The following is a 17,244-nucleotide window of genomic DNA, read 5'->3' as shown; positions in this document are numbered from 1 at the left end:
TTTTCCTCCGCCCCAGCTAAACTCTAAACGAGAAGGCCGCGTTTCATCCCTCCTTCATCCTGTAAACTTACAACTATAAACCGCCGCAACTGGTGTATTTCTAATTTGTACCATGTTTTAACATTACTATTATATGAGCTCGTTTCATGATTATTACCGGCTGAATTAAAAAACCCGGAGCTTTTTCCACTCCGGGCGGTCTACCAGTCCTGCCGGTTCACAACTATTTCTTCCACCTCATGGGTTCGGGTTCTGAGCATCAGTTTGGACACGGCCTCACGGGGATTTAACCCTTCAAAAAGTACCTGATAGGTCTGTTCCGTGATGGGCATTTCTACCCCGTATTTTTGTGCCAGGTGATACGCGGCCTTGGTAGTACGAACTCCCTCTACTACCATTCCCATACCGGCCAGAACCTGATCCAGAGGTTTTCCCTGGCCGAGCTGAATTCCGGCCCGGCGGTTCCGGCTGTACAGGCTGGTACAGGTAACTATCAAGTCACCTATCCCGGCCAGGCCGGCAAAAGTCAGGCTCTGTGCCCCCATAGCCGTTCCTAAACGAGCAATCTCCGCCAGACCCCGGGTCATTAAAGCAGCCCGGGTATTATCTCCAAAACCAAGGCCATCGGAAATCCCTGTAGCCAGGGCAATCACGTTTTTGAGAGCTCCCCCCAGTTCTACTCCGGTCACATCAGGGTTGGTGTAAACTCGCAGATTAGGAGCCATGAAGAGATCCTGCACGTATTCAGCAACCTGGCGGCGATGAGAGGCAGCCACCACCGCCGTCGGCAGGTCCCGGCTGACCTCTTCCGCGTGGCTGGGACCCGAGAGGACGGCTATATTATTATGAAGCTCCACAGGTAATTCCTGTTTCAAAACCTCGGAAAGGCGCATCAACGTTTCTATTTCCAACCCCTTAGCAGTGTTAACCAGTACCGTTTCTTTCGTTACGAACGGTCTAACCCGGCGTACCGTCTCCCGGACGGCATGAGAGGGTACGCTGAGTACAACGGCAACGCATTGCATTAGGGTCTCTTCCAGGTCGGCAGTAATTTTAATGGATTCCGGGATTACAATTTCCGGCAGATAATGAGAATTGATCCTGGTAGTCTCGATCTCCCTGACCACCTCCTGCCGCCGGGCCCACAAGGTAACTTCATATCCTTTCTTAGCCAAAACAATAGCCAGGGCCGTGCCCCAGCTCCCTGCCCCGATAACAGCTACTCTCTCCCGCACTTCTGCTGCACTCCTTTTAACTATTTCAAACGTTTAACCCGCTCACCCAGCTTGTACTCGGTGCCGGCCAGCAGACGCCGGATATTGGGACGGTGCCGGTAAATCACCAGGGCTGCCGCCAGAAAACCGAAAAGGACGTAGTACCACGGTTCCCTGAAATAAAGCATTAACAGGGGAAGCGAAGCAGCAGCCAGAATGGAACCGAGGGATACATAACGCGATAGGAGAACAGTCAGTGTCCATATTATGAAAGCGGTCAATACTACTTTGGGTGCCATGGCGACCAGGGCGCCGGCACCGGTAGCCACTCCCCGTCCTCCTTGAAATCTCAGGAAGGCCGACCAGCTATGCCCGGCCATGACAGCTAGGCCGGACAGAATGGCCAGGGGCGGCCCTCCCACGGCCTTACCCAGCAAAACAGCCAACAGTCCTTTGGCCGCATCTCCCAGCAGTACAGCCAGTCCCGGCCCGGTTCCCATGGTGCGAAAAGCGTTGGTAGCACCTACATTGCCGCTCCCATAACGCCGGATATCAATTCCTTTAACCCAGCGACCGACCACGTAACCCACGGGTATGGATCCTAAAAGATAGCTCACCAGAAGCACAATCAGGTATTTCACTTGAAAACCTCCCAGCTCAGCGCCACCGCTTATTCTTTATATTGCTTATTATTCTTTCTTGCGAATAACCAGTCCTATGGGCGTTCCCTCAAAACCGAAAGCCTCCCGAAGCTGGTTTTCTAGGTAACGCCGGTAAGAGAAATGAAATAAATCGGGATCGTTTACAAAAAGAATAAACCGGGGTGGCTTTATCCCCGCCTGAGTGGCGTAAAAAATTTTCAGCCGCCGTCCCTTATCAGACGGAGGAGGATTCAAATGGGTTGCTTCGTCGATTATTTGGTTGAGGGTACTGGTAGGAATGCGCCGCGCAGCCTGCTCAGCCACGCGGTTCACCAGTTCAATAATCTTGAAAACGCGTTGTTTGGTGAGAGCTGAGACATATATGGTAGGAGCATAGTCCATAAAGGAAAGTTCTCGCCGGATTGCTTCTTCATACCGGTTCATCGTCTTGCCGTCTTTTTCCACCAGGTCCCACTTGTTAACCACGATAACTGCTGCTTTCCCTGCTTCATGGGCGTAACCGGCTATTCTTTTGTCCTGTTCCGTTACTCCTTCTACTGCGTCCAACACTACCAGCACCACGTCCGAACGATCGATCGCCCGCAGTGAACGTATTACGCTATAGCGCTCTGTTGCTTCCGAAATCCGCGCTTTGCGCCGGATTCCGGCCGTATCGATCAGAACGTATTCCCGCCCGTTAAAATGGAAAACGGTATCAACCGCATCCCGAGTCGTCCCCGGAATTTCGCTGACTATTACTCTTTCCCTTCCCAAGAAACAATTGACCAGAGACGATTTGCCCACGTTGGGCCGGCCTACTACGGCAATCTTGACGGCATCTTCTCCGTAAACTTCCGGCTCAAGGGCAGGAAGATTTTCTACCAAGCGGTCTAAAAGGTCTCCGATATTAAGCCCGTGCGCCGCCGATACGGGCAAGGGATCTCCCAGGCCCAAGGCGTAAAAATCATATATGGGTGGATTTTCAAAATTTTCTACCTTGTTGGCCACCAGAATAACCGGTTTGTCAGTCCGGCGTAAAATGTCCGCTATGGCTTCATCATCGGGATTGAGACCTTCCCGGGCATCCACCAGAAATAAGATGACGTCCGCCTCCTCGATGGCCAACTCTGCCTGCCGCTTAACCTGAGCGGTCATGGTATCTTCCTCATTCAGAGAAGTAATACCACCGGTATCTACCAGGGTAAACTCCCTGCCCCGCCAGTCGGCGTCTCGATATAAACGGTCTCGTGTTACCCCCGGTATATTTTCCACAATGGCCACTCTCGCGCCGGTAATTCGGTTGAAAAGGGTAGATTTGCCTACATTAGGTCTTCCTACAATGGCTACTACCGGTTTGGCCATAAGTTAGACCTCCTCAGAGGTGAATATGCTTTCGCTTCCCAGTATCTTTTCTATCAATTCTCTTGCTTCCGGTCCCGCAGTCTCCAGTATCGCGCCGGTCTTGTCAGCCACCTGGGCTACCGTTAGCCCGTCAAGAAACAAGTCTTCACCCTCTCGCAACATTATCCGAGGAATAATAACCACCTCATCATCTTTTATTATATGCCGGTTTTCCTTCAATCCCCGGATGAGGTCGGAACCGGTCAGCAATCCGGCTACAGTCACGGTGGGACCGAAAAAGCCGTTCTCCAGGGCCAACACCCGGGCTTCCAATCCCCGCACCCGCTCACTTATTTCCTGTACCATGTTTTCTAAAAAAGGAGCTGCCAACATTCCGGTAATGATCACTACCTTGCGTGGTTTTGGGAGTTCCGAAGGTAGGCTTTTTTTTGTTTCCTCGTAGCCGTCTAGGAATAGCCGTACCAGACCGACTCCGTTTTCCAGCTGGGGAAACCCTTCGTAGTGTTCGGCGGGAGGTAAGGCAACCCCTGCTTTCAGATAGAATTCATCCGCCAGAAATACCAGGTTACTTCCCCTTCGCCGCCGGAATGCCGCTTGAAAAGATTTGACCTGGTTTATAATTTTCCTGGCTTCCTCCGCCGAGTAAACCCGTAATTCAGTTAACCCTTCTCGAAAGCAGGTCAGACCTACGGGAACCACGGCGATCGATCGTACCGCCGGCCATAGACTTTCCAGATCCCGCAAGGTACGCTCCAATTCTTCCCCATCGTTTATCCCCGGGCAGAGTACTATCTGCGTATGCATTTCTATATGAGCTTCTTTCAGTCGCTGTAGCTGTTCCATAATGTCCGCCGCCCTGGGATTGCCCAGCATTTGGGCCCGTAATCGGGGATTGGTGGTATGCACGGAAATGTAGAGAGGGCTGAGACGGAGCCGCACGATCCGTTCCCAATCCCGAGGAGTAAGATTGGTCAGCGTAATAAAATTCCCGTGAATGAAAGAATGACGGTAATCGTCATCCTTTACATAAAGGCTGGTTCTTAGATCAGGAGGCATCTGATCCACAAAACAAAATATACATCGATTACAGCACCTTCGGATACCATCAAAAGTGGCCTGGTCAAAATCCAACCCGAGGTCTTCGCCGTATTCCTTTTCTACCTCCAGTAGCCAGGTCTGTCCGTTTTTCTTTTTAATTTCTATTTCCAGTCTTTCATCGGCGGTCAGATAACGATAATCTATTATATCCTCCAGGTTATGGCCGTTAATGGATAAAATCCGGTCACCTGGTTCTACTCCTGCTTCTTCTCCGATACTGCCCGGGTGAACGACAGTAATCACTGCTCCCTGTTTCGGCAACTTAAAACCACCTCATTTAATATTTCTCCATCATTATCCACCATTAGTCGAAACAAGTCAAGGGCCAGGTCTAAACCGGACCTGACCCCAGTTCCTCTTTTACCCGCATCACCTGCCGGACACAGTTGGGGTATACTTGGCAAATAGCGTTTACCAGGATAGATCGTCCAAGCGCCCGTAGTCCCAAACGCTGCAGGTAGCTTCCCAGTTTAATCCCAAAAGTGGCGTACTTTTGGGCATCAACCAGCAACAGGTCGTGGGCAGGTATGCCGCATAAATTTAAAAAGCCACGGATGGTTTTGGGGGCCAGCAGTCTTTCGTTACCTACCGCCATAGTAAAAACTTCATGTCCCTGTTCATCACGTCCTACAAAAAAGGGCGAACCTGCTTTTGACGCCGGCAGCCGTAAGTCAAACCACTCGATTCTGTTAACCTGTTCGGGTTTTATCTTGACCTGTGCCGGGATATGCCCCAGGTGAATGGCCGCCATCAACGCCGCCAAATGAACGCCGGTGCTGCAGTAATAGATTATTCTCACTGTGCCATAACCTGCCCCGAGCGCAGCTTGGTTTTTAAGGTTTCAACCATGTTGGCAAAATTGGCAAAAGCCTGCTGGGTTCCCCAGATAACCAAAGGTCTTCCCAAGCGAACCAATCCCAATCGACGGGAAAGAAAGCCCCCTACCACCATCATCCAATTAACGTAAGGCATGGTATCCACCAGGATTACATCTTTCCCGCTGACACCGTAGAGCCGTCCTATACCGTACATCATCGGTTCAAACATTTCGCCCAGGTTTCGTTTCCCCACCACGTAAACCTGATTGCCAAATTCATCCGTTCCGATATATTTAAACTCCCCATGATCTTCTTTTTCCTGACCGTCAAAGTAGGGAACCTGCATCAGCTGGTCTCCCCGGGGAATGGCGCTGGAGGATAACAGTCCTACGTGAATGGCTGCCGCCGTTACTGAGGAATGAGAACCGCCGAAACAGTGGTATATAATTTTCATTCGCACCCACCTCTACTGTTTGACAATTATAATCATTCCGTTTTCCAAGTCATGAGCCATAGCCTTCAGCAGGCGGCTGAGATAAAGAGCCAGCCTTTGCTGTTCTTCTTCGTTATCAACAATAAAAATGGGGGCGCCCCCCGCTACTTGGTGTTTTACACTATCCAGAGCTATAATGGCCAGTATATATTGAGTTAAACCAACTTGCACGACATATCTTCCTTACCATAAGGTTTACATCATAGTCAGTCGGCGGCGCAACGTCCCGCCTTGGAACTGAGCGGCCGGGTTTTGGCACTCTCCAGTACCGGTACCTTTTTAATGGCTTCGATAAGACATTCCATATCTTTTTCCACCGGCAAAATAAATAAACCAAGGGCACCGGTATCAATGTCCTTGCGTACCAGAGGTGTCCACTCCTGTTCCCCAACCTCTCTCTTGGTGCCCAAAAGGCTGGCAGCCACATGTAAGATGGCCTGACGCTGCCCGGCATTGTGCAGAGTCGCCCTGGCGTTGTCATCCTTGGGTTTGATAAGAACCCCGAGTCCCTCAGCCAGTATCTTTTCCCGGGATGCTTTTAGCCCCACATTCATAATGACGATATGATCGACTTTCAAAAAAGCGCCTTCGAAATGTAGCCGGGCAGGGACTACTTCCGCAATATCACCTATCATTCGGCCCCGCATCACAAAGGTGTTTAAGAAGATACAGATCAAGCCTGTTAAAACTGCATAGGGCCAGCCGGCAAAATAGTTAGCTGAACTGGTGGCGAGAGCAGTTACCATTACCAAATAGTTGCGGGCTTCGAATACTCGGGCTATACCTTCGATGTAATCCAGTCCCCTTCGTACCAGTGCTGCTTCTTCTAGTTGAGTCAACATTTCTCTTTCCATGTTGCGTATTTCGCGAAATTGCTGAGCAGCAAGCGCCAGAAAGGTAACTGCTGTAAATTCCTTTTCTGCCAGTGCTGGTATGGCTACTGACCCTAATGCAGCCGCGATAAACCCCAAAGATATGTGAGTTACGGCTCCGTGCGGGTAGCTGGGATACTGCCGATAATCAATCCGGAGCATGTATAACCGGGCCAGGGTACCAAAGGCCAGACCTATTAGGACAGTCAAACCGTACTTTTCCATGGCCTTTTCTGATTAAAGCCTAATCCTTTTGAAACTCGGCTCTTTCATCATTGGTGTTAACGTTGGCTTCTTCGTATTTATCCCGAACTTCTTCAATGCGGAAGGCTTTCCGATTGATTCTAGATTCCTGAACGTTATGCCGCCTGCGGTTGCCCCTCATCTTAACCAGGGCATTGGCCCACTCTCCCGAAACAAACTGCTTCAGTTTTTCCCGGGCGCCGCTCCAACCCCCAGCGCTGATCAGAAGAAATATCCCTCCTCCGACCAACAGTATGCCTATTACCCAGGCCAGCGATGACCAGTCACCCCGGGTACTGGGCGGACTCTTGGGTATGCCCGTAGGACCCGGTCCGGTACGGGAAGGAGGAGTATTTATCCCAAGTACCTTGGGGATGGCATCGGCAAAAAGGGCGGCACCGTTTTGCGCCCGGTCTCGGCTGTTGGTGTGGGTCCCCACTTCAACCAAGATGGAACGAGGGGACAGGTCCTGGTTGTAGTTACCTTTAGCCAGAAAAATACCGCGCACCAGGCCTGGATGGGTTTTATCCAAATAGGCCTTTAAGCGCTTGGCAAATTCCAGGTTGGCCGACATGTTAGGGTTTTGACGGCCCACTACCAGGCGAACCTTGGTCGCAGGCGTCCCCTTGACGCTGGTCTGGTAGAAGTCCGGATTAGGCACTCCGTCCCGGTGAACATCTATTATGACAGACGGTCTTTTTTGCAGCAGGCGAAACGCCGTGCGCCGGGAGCGCTTATAGGATTCGGAATCATGAGGCTCATGAGGGGTGGTGTCGTGAATGGTATTTACGCCCAGCTTCTCCAGTTTGTCTTCTAAAGTAGCCCCTACTTTGAAAATCCCCCCTCGGGCCGGTATACTGTGCGTACCGTCGGTAGGAACATAAGACTCATCAGAGTGGGTATGATATATGGCTACCAGGTTTTTGGCAGGCTGTCCTCTACCCTGCACTACGGCAGCCTCTTCCCATTCCTCTTTCCAAACTATTTGCTCTTTCCCCACCATTTCCGCATAGGCGGTGTCCCCCTCAATCCGCTGGACACGGTAACGGCGGTTATCCTCGGCTATAAATTCGTCCCCTACATAAACCTGGCGGGCAGTCATGTCAATTATTTCTCCTTTTTCATCAACTACGGTGAAATAACCGCCATCGTCCCGCTCAACTTCAAATACACCTATTTCAGGCAAATTGATAACGGGCCGGTAAGCCGTTCTAGCGACCGGATAACCCGCCAGCAGAGCTATTCCGGCAACAATCATCACTATACCCGTCACTATTAGCTTTCTACTCAATTTTTTGCTCATTTCTTTCACCCCCTCGTTCAGTTTCCGGTTTGCGCGCCGGCTCCGGCCCCCCTGCTACTTTAGCGGAATTAATGTCCTTTAACCCTTCAACCAGATCCTCGGGACGTCCTTCGGACTCGGGGCCTCCTTGAAGCCGTTCTCTCGTTTCCCCCACTATTTCAGCCAGCAAAACAGCGAACAGACCGGCAAGGACCACACCGTCGAAAATACCTGCTCCACCTATACTCACCCGGCCGGGAATGGCAGTGGTTAGATAATAGATGAAGTCAACAACATCAAGACTTAGTACACCTAAAGTAGCGGCAATAAAAGCAGAACGTCGTGACCTACCGGCCAGGTAGGCTATAGCTCCCGCCACAATAGGATAAATATACAGGGGATCAATAACATCGTATCCCGCCTGCCAGGGATCCCGAGGCATGAGATAGCGGTTTATATAGAAGACGACACCTCCTGCCAGAACGGTAGCTACCAGAGCCCGGATCCATTCTTTGGCTGTCCCTGCCTTCCACAGCAGGTATACCGCAACCAGCAGCGGAACCAGGCCGCCGCCTACGTTAAGGGAAGCATTAACCCGGGGTACCGGCAGAGGAATATTGATGAAACTTCCTACGATCATAGCCGCCACAATGGCCAGGGCAGCCTTGTCAGACAACTGCAGACGGTCCAGCACCCTCTGCGCCAGGCCAAAATATATCAGTACCGATACTATTAACAAGGCAATCATACCTACGGGAAAACCGGCCATACTACCTCTCCTTTCAACGTTGATTACAATGCTAGCTTGCCCCGATTTTTTACAAATATACAAAAAAAGACCCGGCCAAAGCCAGGTCGTGAGTCTAACGAATACGCGTTTTCGTAACAATTGTTCCCTTTTTCGCTTTTCCCGCAAAGAAAAATTACTGCTCGTCTTTCGCTTCCTTTAAAATATCCCCCACCAGCTCACCTATGGTTACTCCCGTTTCTTCCGGTTCACGCTTAGCCTTAGTGTTTTGCTTTTCTGCTGCACTCCCCTGAGCTTCTCTCAAGCTTAGGCTCATCCGCTGGGCTTTTTCATCCACGCCAAGCACCTTAACTGGAATCTCGTCGCCCACCGATACTACATCTTCGGTTTTGGCCACGTGCCGGTCGGCAAGCTGAGAAATATGAACCAGCCCGTCTATTCCCGGTTCCACTTCCACAAAGGCTCCGAAGGGAGCGATTCGTACTACTTTGCCTTTCACTACCGAACCTACCGGATAGCGTTCAGCAGCGGTATCCCACGGGTTGGGCTGTAATTGCTTCAGGCCCAGGGAGATTTTGCCTGCTTCCCGGTCTACACCGAGAACTTTGACTTCGATTTCCTGCCCTTCTTGCAATACATCTTTAGGATGTTCCACCCGGCCCCACGATAACTCGGAAACATGGAGCAAACCGTCCACTCCACCCAGGTCCACAAAGGCGCCGAAATCCGTCAGGCGTCTAACTATACCCTTCCGTACCTGCCCTTCCTTCAGGCTGTCCCAGGTCTCCTGGCGTTTCTTTTCCAATTCTTCTACCAGAATTGCTTTACGAGAAAGCACTAGTTTTCTTTTATCACGATCAAGTTCGATTACTCGAAGCTTCAGTTTTTGGCCGACAAAGGCACTCAGATTTTCCACATAACCTATATCTACCAAAGAGGCCGGTAGGAAACCTCGAACGCCTACATCTACCAGCAGGCCGCCTTTGACTTCCTCGATTACTTCCCCTTCAACATCCTCTTGCTGCTTAAAAGCTTCTTCCAATCGTTCCCAAGCCCTTATACGGTCTGCCCTCCGCTTGGAAAGTATAGGATGGCCTTCCTCGTTTTCCGGCTTGATTACAAAAACCTCTACTTCCTCTCCTACCTCAACCACCTCGGTAGCACTGGTTACCGGACGGTAGGTAAGCTCTTTTAAGGGAATAATTCCTTCCGATTTGCCTCCTACGTCAACCAGTACCTCATCATCAGTAACCTGTACTACCGTACCCTTGATCAATTCACCCCGGCGCAATTCGCGCATATTTTCAGCTAGATGTTCTTCCACCACCGCACTATCTCTATATTCAGCAGCCGGAATCGTTTCGGTTGCTTGCCTCTCTTCCTGATCCTGCGGGGCTTCCTCCGCCGGTTCAGCCGGTTCTTCAACGGCTTCTACCTTTTCTGCCGCCTCCAGCTCACTTCCTCTATCCTGCATATCCCCTGTTTCTGCCGCTGGGACTGCATTCTCCTCCGCGTTTTCCGCGACCGGCTGAATTTCTTCCGCATTTTTTTGCTCTTCCTGCTTAATTTCCGTCATCCTCGTTACTACCTCCTCAATAATCCAGTCTGGTGTTGAAGCCCCAGCCGTGACTCCAACCCTCTCTTTATTTTGTAACCAAGAAGCACACAACTCATCAGCCCGTTCTATGTGATAGGTGGGAGTTCCGGTTTCGCTGCAGATCCGTGCCAGCTTACGGGTATTGGCACTTTCTTTTCCCCCTACCACAATCATCAAGTCCACCTTCCGGGCCAGCTCAGCCGCAGCCTGCTGCCGCTGGCGGGTGGCGTGGCAGATGGTGTTGTGTACTACCAGGTTTTTACTCTTTTTCTTCAGTACCTCGACTACCTGCCGGAAATTTTGTTCCGATTGGGTAGTCTGGGCAATTACTCCGATCTGGGGATAATACCCCAACTTTTCTGCTTCCCGCGCATTCTCTACTACTATCGCCCTGCTACCCGTCCAACCTACTATACCTATTACTTCCGGGTGCGACCGGTCACCCACCACCACCACCTGATAGCCCCGGTCGGTCAGTTCACCCGCCAACTCTTGAGCCCGGCGAACGAAAGGACAGGTAGCGTCCACTACCCGGAGTTTACGACTCTTCGCCTCTTCCAGGACCTCCGGGCTCACTCCATGGGAACGGATGATAACCCCGCCGGTTGTGATCTCCTCTAGACTGGTTACGGCTTTAATACCGTTTTTCTCCAATCTATTTACTACCTGGGGGTTGTGGATGATAGGACCCAGGGTATAGTAGGGTAGATTTTCATTCCCGGCCTGTTCGGCCAGCTTGATGGCCCTTTTAACACCGAAACAAAAACCGGCGTTCGGCGCCAGAATAATTTCCAACGTTTAAATCACCCTATCTCCAACCCTTCATTTTTTTCTATAGTCTGGCGCTTTTCGTCAAACATTATTTATTTTCGTGAAAACTTTAGAAATTCCTGCACACATGTTGTATATTAACTCCGGCAGTCGTCTCTTTTGAATATAGATTTAATTCTTTTTTATTCTAGCGAAATTTAAAAATCCCTGCTAAAACAAAAAAAAGGCCCGCAGATACCTCAGCTGGCGGACCATAATCCAATCAAACTATGCTGAAAGCCCTAAAGCTTTCCGTTTCCTGTTAATCCTCTCCAGTAATTTTTGAGCCGCAAGTACCGGGTCTTCTTCTACTATCAGCTTTCCTCCGAACAGTTCCTCCATAGTTAGCCCGTATTCTCCGGCACCTGCCGTCAGAGCTTTGCTCACCAATTCCGAGCCCCCAACAGGCGGTTTTACTCCTACATGCACGTCCACCCCTTGGGTCAGGAAATACGACCCGATGGCAATAGCCTTCGGATGGTGGGTTTCCGGTGAGGACGCGGCTACGGGCAACCGAGAAACTTCTACACCTAAATAATCGGCTACGGCTATTAATAACTCATCAATACGGGAGTTGTCCACACAGCTTCCCATGTGCCATGCCGGAGGCAGTGCCGGCAGATCCACCAATCCGCCCAGAGTTTCCATCACCCTCCGTAATCCTGACCCGCAATATTCCACGCCTTGAGGAGACATGAGACCGAACTTAGCCAGTGAATGGGCAGCGCACCCGGTACCTACTATCAGTACGTTGTTACGCATTAAATATTTAGCAACTTCTGTGTTGGCCCAATCCTGTTTTGTTCTGGGATTAGTGCAACCTACCAAAGCCACGATACCGTAAATATCTCCCTTTTCCATAGCCTCCACCAGAGGCTGCAGAGGCCGCTCTTTATTAAGCTTTTGCAGAAGGCCGGTAATTTGTTTGGTCGAAAACCCAGCGTAGACCTCTATTTTGTCCTCCGGTATACGTATTCTTGCCTCGTCCCTCTGCTGATACCTGTCCAGAGCCAGCCTCACGATTTTCTCCGCGGCATCATCAGCAGCGCGAGGATTAAATTCTATATGAATGGCACCGGGAATTTTAACATAAGGCATGGTGGTGATTACCGCCGTATGGTAGCAGCCAGCAACCTTGGTTAATCCAGGCATTATACACTGGGCATCCACCACTGCCGCGTCTACAGCCCCTGTGACGATGGGCAGTTCCTGGCTGGCAAAATTGGTAGCTACCGGTATGCCCCGCCGCATTAAGACTTCATTCCCGGAGCAACAGACACCTACTACGTTAATTCCTTTAGCACCTAATTGCAGGGCCTCTCCGTGAAGTTTTTGAGCCCATTCCACCACCTTTTCGCTAAGCACGGGAACATGGCCATGGACCATTATATTAACATATTCCCTTTTAATTACACCTAATTTATATTCAGACCTCACCAGTTGGGGTGACCCAAATAATACGTCCTGCAAGTCGGTAGACATGTGCAGGCCTGAATAGCCGTCCACTAGTGCAACGGTAAGAATACCCTTCAGGAGGTTAACTGGATCAGCGTCACAACCCATAGCCTGACGCTTAACTGCTTTGGCAATTTCCAAGTGGGCGTTAACAGGCAATATACCCAGTTTTTCCCATTTAGCTACCGTTTTATCCTGCGCCTTTAATTTTAGCCAGTTGAGAACCCCCTCCTGCTTTTGGAAGTCCTCTAAGGCCTTTAACGCAACTTGTTCGGCCACCTGATTAACAGTCAATCCATCCGTATCAATGCCCAGGCCGGAAGCCAAGCTGTAAAGTTTTTCCTCATCGGCAATTTTGTACGGAGCTTGACCGCGGACAGCCTTCAGCAAGGTCAGAACTACCTCTCTGCCGTGTTCAGCGTGAGAAGCCGCGCCTTCCACCACCGTGGCCAACAGATTCCGGGCCACAATGCTGTCGGCGTCAGCGCCGCATACTCCTAGGGCTGGCCCCTTGCCGTTAAGGCTAATCCGGCAGGGTCCCTCTAAACAGCCTTTACAACAAACCCCTTCCATTCCAAACTTGCACCGGTTGTTGGCGGCATCGGCTCGGTCAAAGGCAGTTTCAATGCCTTCTTCCCGAGCCTTAACCAGCATTTCCTGTACCCCATAGTCTATGGTTCTTTCCTCCGGCTTCCTCACCTTCTACCCACCTTCCATGTTATAGCAATTTACCGCCCTCAATTTTCATAAATTTAAAATTTGTTGGTTTTAAGTTAATTTAACGAAAAATTATTCTTAAATTCTGTCACCTAGGCGACATTTTTCGACATCTTAGGTGGCAAAAGTTGGCCAAAATAAAAAAAGCCCTGACTTTTCCAGTCAGCGCCATGTGTTTAAATTCGTTTTAGGAGATCCAGATTTTTAATCAACCATTTCTTACGTTTCTTCCTTTCCAGAATACCTTTATCCGCCAAGTCATTGAGGATCCGGGATACGGTCTGGCGCGTACTCCCCACCATGAGCGCAATTTGTTCGGTAGTCAACCCTAAATCCACTAGAATTCCCTCTTCTGTTTTTTCTCCCCTTTCCACAGCCAAACTGATAAAAAATTCTACCAAACGGTGGGTTACTTCTTTAAATACTAAACCTTCAATAATGTCAATAGAGTTACGCAAGCAATCGCCCAGTACCTTAACCATCACTGCCGTTAAATCCGGTTTGTAGCGAATGATTTTGGCGAACTCCCCGGTTTCAATGGCTAAAATTTCAACTTCTTCCAAAGCTCGAGCAAAACTCCTGGTGTGGGTACTATAAATATCTCCCGGTTCCAAAATGGAGAGAGTAAATTCCCGCCCGTCTTCATAAGTTAAATAGATTCTAACCTTGCCCCTAACTACTATGTAAACCAAATTTTCCGGCTGGTCAGGAAAAAACATAACTGTCTCCGGAGCAAAGGTTTTTTTGGTAAAACGCTGCATGATTTCCTTAAATTCTTCCTGTTGCAAGGTTGCGAGGATATTTATCTCAGTTAGTTTCATTCTGCCGACCATAAGTATCCCGCTTCTTTCCCCTGGTTTAATATATCCTGGAAAAGAGTTTTACTACTCAAAATAGGCGTCTCGTTTTAAAGGCCAGCACTCCCTTTACATCAGCTTTGAAAACATAAAGCTTAACTATTCAGTCCTTTGAACACCTCTTCTCTCACCTGTTCCATTATCTCCGCCAGTTGAGCGGAAGACACCTTCTGCCCGTACAAATCCTGGAAAACAAGAGGTTTGCCGATGACCACCCGGACCGTAGGACGAAACCTGCGCAAAATCTGCCTGCTTCCCTGTAAGGCTACCGGAACGATAGGAACCCCTGCTTTTAAAGCCAGCAGGGCCGCTCCCGGCTGAAAGGGCAACAGTTGTCCCGTCTTGCTGCGGGTTCCTTCGGGAAAAAGACCCAGTACCTTGCCTTCTTGAAGCAGTTGCAGCCCTGCCTTCAAGGCGGCCCGGTCCGATTTACCCCGTTTTACCGGGAAAGCTCCCAGTATCCTTATTAAGGGTCCCAGCAGCGGTATCCGAAAAAGCTCTTCCTTGGCCATGAAATGGATTTGGCGGGGCAAGGCTACTCCCAACACGGGAGGATCCCAGTAACTAACATGATTGGCTACCACCACAACCGGCCCTTGTGGAGGCAAGTTTTCCTTTCCTACCACCTGCCACCGGCAACAAATACGGAAAAATAAAAGCACTATTTGCTTGGCTACCGTATAAAACATTACCGGCCTTCCTCCATATGCTTGAGGATAATTTCCACCACTTCCTCCGGCTCGAGGTTGCTAGTATCTATTTCCAGCGCTCCGGGCGCCTTAATTAAAGGTGCTACCGGCCGCCGGCTGTCCATGGCATCCCGTGCAGCCATTTCCTTTTTCAATTGTTCGAAATCCGTATGAATTCCTCTGTCCCGCAGTTCCTGCCAGCGGCGTCGCGTCCTTTCTTCCAGGGAAGCAGTCAAAAAAAATTTGTAATCAGCCCCCGGAAGAACATAACTACCGATATCTCGTCCATCCATAACTATTCCGCCTCTTTCTGCCATGCGCCGCTGGAGCTCTACCATTCGCGCCCGCACCCCGGGCACCTTTGCCACCCGGGATACCTGGCGGGAAACTTCCGGTTCGCGGATGGCACTTGTCACATCCCTGCCATCGCAGTAAACCCGGATCTCCGTGCCGTCCTGCGGTACAAGAAGAATTTCCGTCTCTTCAGCCAGCCCGGTTACCGCTCCCTCATCTTCCAGGTCGATCTTACGTTCCAGGGCCTTTAAAGTCAATGCCCGGTACATGGCTCCCGTATCTATGTAAAGGTATCCAAGCCTTTTGGCCAGCATCCGGGCCACCGTACTTTTGCCCGCCCCGGCAGGACCGTCTATGGCTACAATTGCTCGGCTTTTCATTCTATCCCTCCGGGGATATTTTACCACAAAAGAGATTCCCCGTCACCTTGCACTCTGTAACTGTTTAAGAACTCTGGGGAAGTCGGGGAAGGAAATCTTAATACTTTCCGCTCCTTTAATAATGGTCTCTCCCCGGGCAACCAGTCCGGCTACGGCCAGAGACATGGCGATACGGTGATCACCGTAGCTGTCCAAAATCGTTCCCTGAAGCGGTCTTCCTCCCTCGATCACCATGCCGTCAGGCAGTTCTTCTATTTGAACGCCCATTTTCCCCAACTCGGTAACCATAGCTCTTATGCGGTTGGATTCTTTAACCTTCAGTTCCGCCGCGTCTTTGATAACCGTGCGGCCTTGGGCCACCGCCGCGGCAACGGCCAACACCGGTATTTCATCAATAAGGCGGGGAATCAAGTCCCCCTGGATGGTTGTGCCTTTAAGATAACTATAACTTACCAGCAAGTCTCCGTAGAGTTCGCCGGCGGTCTCTCCTGTTTCCAGCACCTGTATTTTGGCTCCCATGGCGGAAAGGGCATCCAGGATACCGGTGCGAGTGGGATTGAGGCCAACGTGACGGAGCAAAATCTCACTGCCGGGAACTATACTGCCTGCCACCAGGAAAAAGGCTGCCGAACTGATATCTCCTGGAACTACCACTTTCTGACCAAACAGCCGGGGCCTTCCCTGCACGGAAACCCTCAATCCTGCTTCCTCCAGTCTCGCCCCGAAAGCCCTCAGCATTCTTTCCGTGTGATCTCTAGATTTAGCCGGTTCTACTACGGTAGTGATTCCTTCACTGAAAAGCCCGGCCAAAAGAATCGCCGACTTAACTTGGGCACTGGCCACCGGAGAATGGTAGGTTATCGGTCGAAGGCTTCCGCCTACCACCGTGAGGGGGGCCAAACTGGCCTGCCGGCGGCCAAAAATCCTGGCCCCCATTTCTCGCAGAGGAATGGAGACTCTATCCATAGGCCGCCGCCTCAAGGATTCGTCTCCGGTGATCACGCTGTATACCGGCTGCCCGGCCAGTATCCCCAGCAGTAGACGCATGGTAGTACCGGAATTTCCAGCCTCCAGCACCTGAACAGGTTCCACCAGCCCTTCCAGACCAGCACCCCGCACTATCAGGTTTTTCCGATCCCCTTCTTCTATTTGAACCCCCAGGGCCCGCATACAGTTCACCGTTCGGAAGCAGTCGTCAGCCCTCAAAAAGCCTTCAATTTCGGTAGTACCACTTGCCAAGGCCCCTAACATTACAGCCCGGTGAGAGATAGATTTATCACCGGGCACTCTAATTTCTCCCTTCAGACTACCGGATGGTTTGACTTGCAGTTCCACTTTGCGCCCTCCTCAACCCTCCAAGTCAACGTCGTTTAACGATAATACCGTTATCCCGCAGAATGCGCAGTGCCTCTTCCACTGCTTCTTCGGTCTGAAATCCCAGGCGGATGGTCCCCCCTTCTCCTTCCCGCACCCGCAGTATTTCTATATCGATGATATTAATTCCTTCGTCACCTAGGAGCCGGCCAATTTCAGCAATCATGCCGGGCCGGTCCGGTACCGTCACTACCAGCTCGTAGACCGCCGGCAGAATACCCTTGAGTTTGCGCGGAATACTGGAACGAATTTCCTGGGCCTGACGAAAGATGCCGGTCAAGGTATCTTTATCTCCGGCCG

Annotated in this window: 17 protein-coding genes; all 17 read right to left on the bottom strand. The window is 50.7% G+C overall.

What is annotated here, in order from left to right; genetic code table 11:
* Nucleotides 1-200: 200 nt before the first annotated feature.
* Complete coding sequence (locus KKC1_RS10550; RefSeq protein WP_088554423.1) at nucleotides 201-1,235, bottom strand: NAD(P)H-dependent glycerol-3-phosphate dehydrogenase; 1,035 nt, start codon at nucleotides 1,233-1,235, stop codon at nucleotides 201-203.
* Between the two features lie 20 nt (nucleotides 1,236-1,255).
* Nucleotides 1,256-1,855, bottom strand: a complete 600-nt coding sequence (plsY, locus tag KKC1_RS10545; protein WP_088554422.1) for a glycerol-3-phosphate 1-O-acyltransferase PlsY — start codon at nucleotides 1,853-1,855, stop codon at nucleotides 1,256-1,258.
* Between the two features lie 48 nt (nucleotides 1,856-1,903).
* On the bottom strand, nucleotides 1,904-3,217 hold the full coding sequence (gene der, locus KKC1_RS10540) for a ribosome biogenesis GTPase Der (protein ID WP_088554421.1): 1,314 nt from the start codon (nucleotides 3,215-3,217) through the stop codon (nucleotides 1,904-1,906).
* 3 nt (nucleotides 3,218-3,220) lie between these two features.
* Nucleotides 3,221-4,576 carry a DUF512 domain-containing protein gene (locus tag KKC1_RS10535; protein ID WP_088554420.1) on the bottom strand — a complete coding sequence of 452 codons (1,356 nt, stop codon included), beginning with the start codon at nucleotides 4,574-4,576 and terminating at the stop codon, nucleotides 3,221-3,223.
* Nucleotides 4,577-4,646: 70 nt separating this feature from the next.
* Nucleotides 4,647-5,114 (bottom strand): DUF3189 family protein, encoded by a 468-nt coding sequence (locus tag KKC1_RS10530; protein ID WP_088554419.1) that lies wholly within the window; start codon nucleotides 5,112-5,114, stop codon nucleotides 4,647-4,649.
* Nucleotides 5,111-5,587 carry a DUF3189 family protein gene (locus tag KKC1_RS10525; RefSeq protein WP_088554418.1) on the bottom strand — a complete coding sequence of 159 codons (477 nt, stop codon included), beginning with the start codon at nucleotides 5,585-5,587 and terminating at the stop codon, nucleotides 5,111-5,113. The genes KKC1_RS10530 and KKC1_RS10525 overlap by 4 nt, the downstream gene beginning before the upstream one ends.
* A gap of 12 nt (nucleotides 5,588-5,599) precedes the next feature.
* Entirely contained in the window at nucleotides 5,600-5,797 is a 198-nt protein-coding gene (locus KKC1_RS10520; RefSeq protein ID WP_088554417.1) for a capping complex subunit for YIEGIA, read from the bottom strand.
* A 35-nt stretch (nucleotides 5,798-5,832) separates the two neighbouring features.
* Nucleotides 5,833-6,723 carry a YIEGIA family protein gene (locus KKC1_RS10515; RefSeq protein ID WP_088554416.1) on the bottom strand — a complete coding sequence of 297 codons (891 nt, stop codon included), beginning with the start codon at nucleotides 6,721-6,723 and terminating at the stop codon, nucleotides 5,833-5,835.
* Nucleotides 6,724-6,742: 19 nt separating this feature from the next.
* On the bottom strand, nucleotides 6,743-8,044 hold the full coding sequence (gene spoIIP, locus KKC1_RS10510; protein WP_088554415.1) for a stage II sporulation protein P: 1,302 nt from the start codon (nucleotides 8,042-8,044) through the stop codon (nucleotides 6,743-6,745).
* The gene (locus KKC1_RS10505; RefSeq protein ID WP_088554414.1) at nucleotides 8,025-8,792 is read right to left on the bottom strand and encodes a DUF1614 domain-containing protein; all 768 of its coding nucleotides are present in this window, start codon (nucleotides 8,790-8,792) and stop codon (nucleotides 8,025-8,027) included. The genes spoIIP and KKC1_RS10505 overlap by 20 nt, the downstream gene beginning before the upstream one ends.
* Before the next feature lie 154 nt (nucleotides 8,793-8,946).
* Nucleotides 8,947-11,163: a bifunctional 4-hydroxy-3-methylbut-2-enyl diphosphate reductase/30S ribosomal protein S1 gene (locus KKC1_RS10500; RefSeq protein ID WP_088554413.1), complete on the bottom strand. Its 2,217-nt coding sequence runs from the start codon at nucleotides 11,161-11,163 to the stop codon at nucleotides 8,947-8,949.
* 243 nt (nucleotides 11,164-11,406) lie between these two features.
* The gene (gene cooS / locus KKC1_RS10495; protein ID WP_238134278.1) at nucleotides 11,407-13,332 is read right to left on the bottom strand and encodes an anaerobic carbon-monoxide dehydrogenase catalytic subunit; all 1,926 of its coding nucleotides are present in this window, start codon (nucleotides 13,330-13,332) and stop codon (nucleotides 11,407-11,409) included.
* Between the two features lie 194 nt (nucleotides 13,333-13,526).
* Entirely contained in the window at nucleotides 13,527-14,183 is a 657-nt protein-coding gene (locus KKC1_RS10490; RefSeq protein ID WP_088554412.1) for a Crp/Fnr family transcriptional regulator, read from the bottom strand.
* A 119-nt stretch (nucleotides 14,184-14,302) separates the two neighbouring features.
* Nucleotides 14,303-14,896: a lysophospholipid acyltransferase family protein gene (locus KKC1_RS10485; RefSeq protein WP_088554411.1), complete on the bottom strand. Its 594-nt coding sequence runs from the start codon at nucleotides 14,894-14,896 to the stop codon at nucleotides 14,303-14,305.
* On the bottom strand, nucleotides 14,896-15,570 hold the full coding sequence (gene cmk / locus KKC1_RS10480; RefSeq protein WP_088554410.1) for a (d)CMP kinase: 675 nt from the start codon (nucleotides 15,568-15,570) through the stop codon (nucleotides 14,896-14,898). Before cmk ends, KKC1_RS10485 begins: the two co-directional genes overlap by 1 nt.
* 42 nt (nucleotides 15,571-15,612) lie before the next feature.
* Nucleotides 15,613-16,905, bottom strand: coding sequence for a 3-phosphoshikimate 1-carboxyvinyltransferase (gene aroA / locus KKC1_RS10475; RefSeq protein WP_088554409.1), 1,293 nt, complete (start codon nucleotides 16,903-16,905; stop codon nucleotides 15,613-15,615).
* A 25-nt stretch (nucleotides 16,906-16,930) separates the two neighbouring features.
* Nucleotides 16,931-17,244, bottom strand: a 314-nt coding sequence (locus KKC1_RS10470; RefSeq protein ID WP_143288736.1) for an ACT domain-containing protein, incomplete at its 5' end; no start/stop codon positions are given.

The sequence above is a fragment of the Calderihabitans maritimus genome, assembly GCF_002207765.1.
Classification (GTDB): domain Bacteria; phylum Bacillota; class KKC1; order Calderihabitantales; family Calderihabitantaceae; genus Calderihabitans; species Calderihabitans maritimus.
This window is presented reverse-complemented; position numbering and strand designations above follow the sequence as displayed.

Coding starts and splice junctions, on each gene's coding strand:
- KKC1_RS10525 (WP_088554418.1), bottom strand. CDS start 5,587: ATGAAAATTATATACCACTGTTTCGGCGGTTCTCATTCCTCAGTAACG.
- der (WP_088554421.1), bottom strand. CDS start 3,217: ATGGCCAAACCGGTAGTAGCCATTGTAGGAAGACCTAATGTAGGCAAA.
- cmk (WP_088554410.1), bottom strand. CDS start 15,570: ATGAAAAGCCGAGCAATTGTAGCCATAGACGGTCCTGCCGGGGCGGGC.
- KKC1_RS10515 (WP_088554416.1), bottom strand. CDS start 6,723: ATGGAAAAGTACGGTTTGACTGTCCTAATAGGTCTGGCCTTTGGTACC.
- KKC1_RS10485 (WP_088554411.1), bottom strand. CDS start 14,896: ATGTTTTATACGGTAGCCAAGCAAATAGTGCTTTTATTTTTCCGTATT.
- KKC1_RS10490 (WP_088554412.1), bottom strand. CDS start 14,183: ATGGTCGGCAGAATGAAACTAACTGAGATAAATATCCTCGCAACCTTG.
- spoIIP (WP_088554415.1), bottom strand. CDS start 8,044: ATGAGCAAAAAATTGAGTAGAAAGCTAATAGTGACGGGTATAGTGATG.
- KKC1_RS10505 (WP_088554414.1), bottom strand. CDS start 8,792: ATGGCCGGTTTTCCCGTAGGTATGATTGCCTTGTTAATAGTATCGGTA.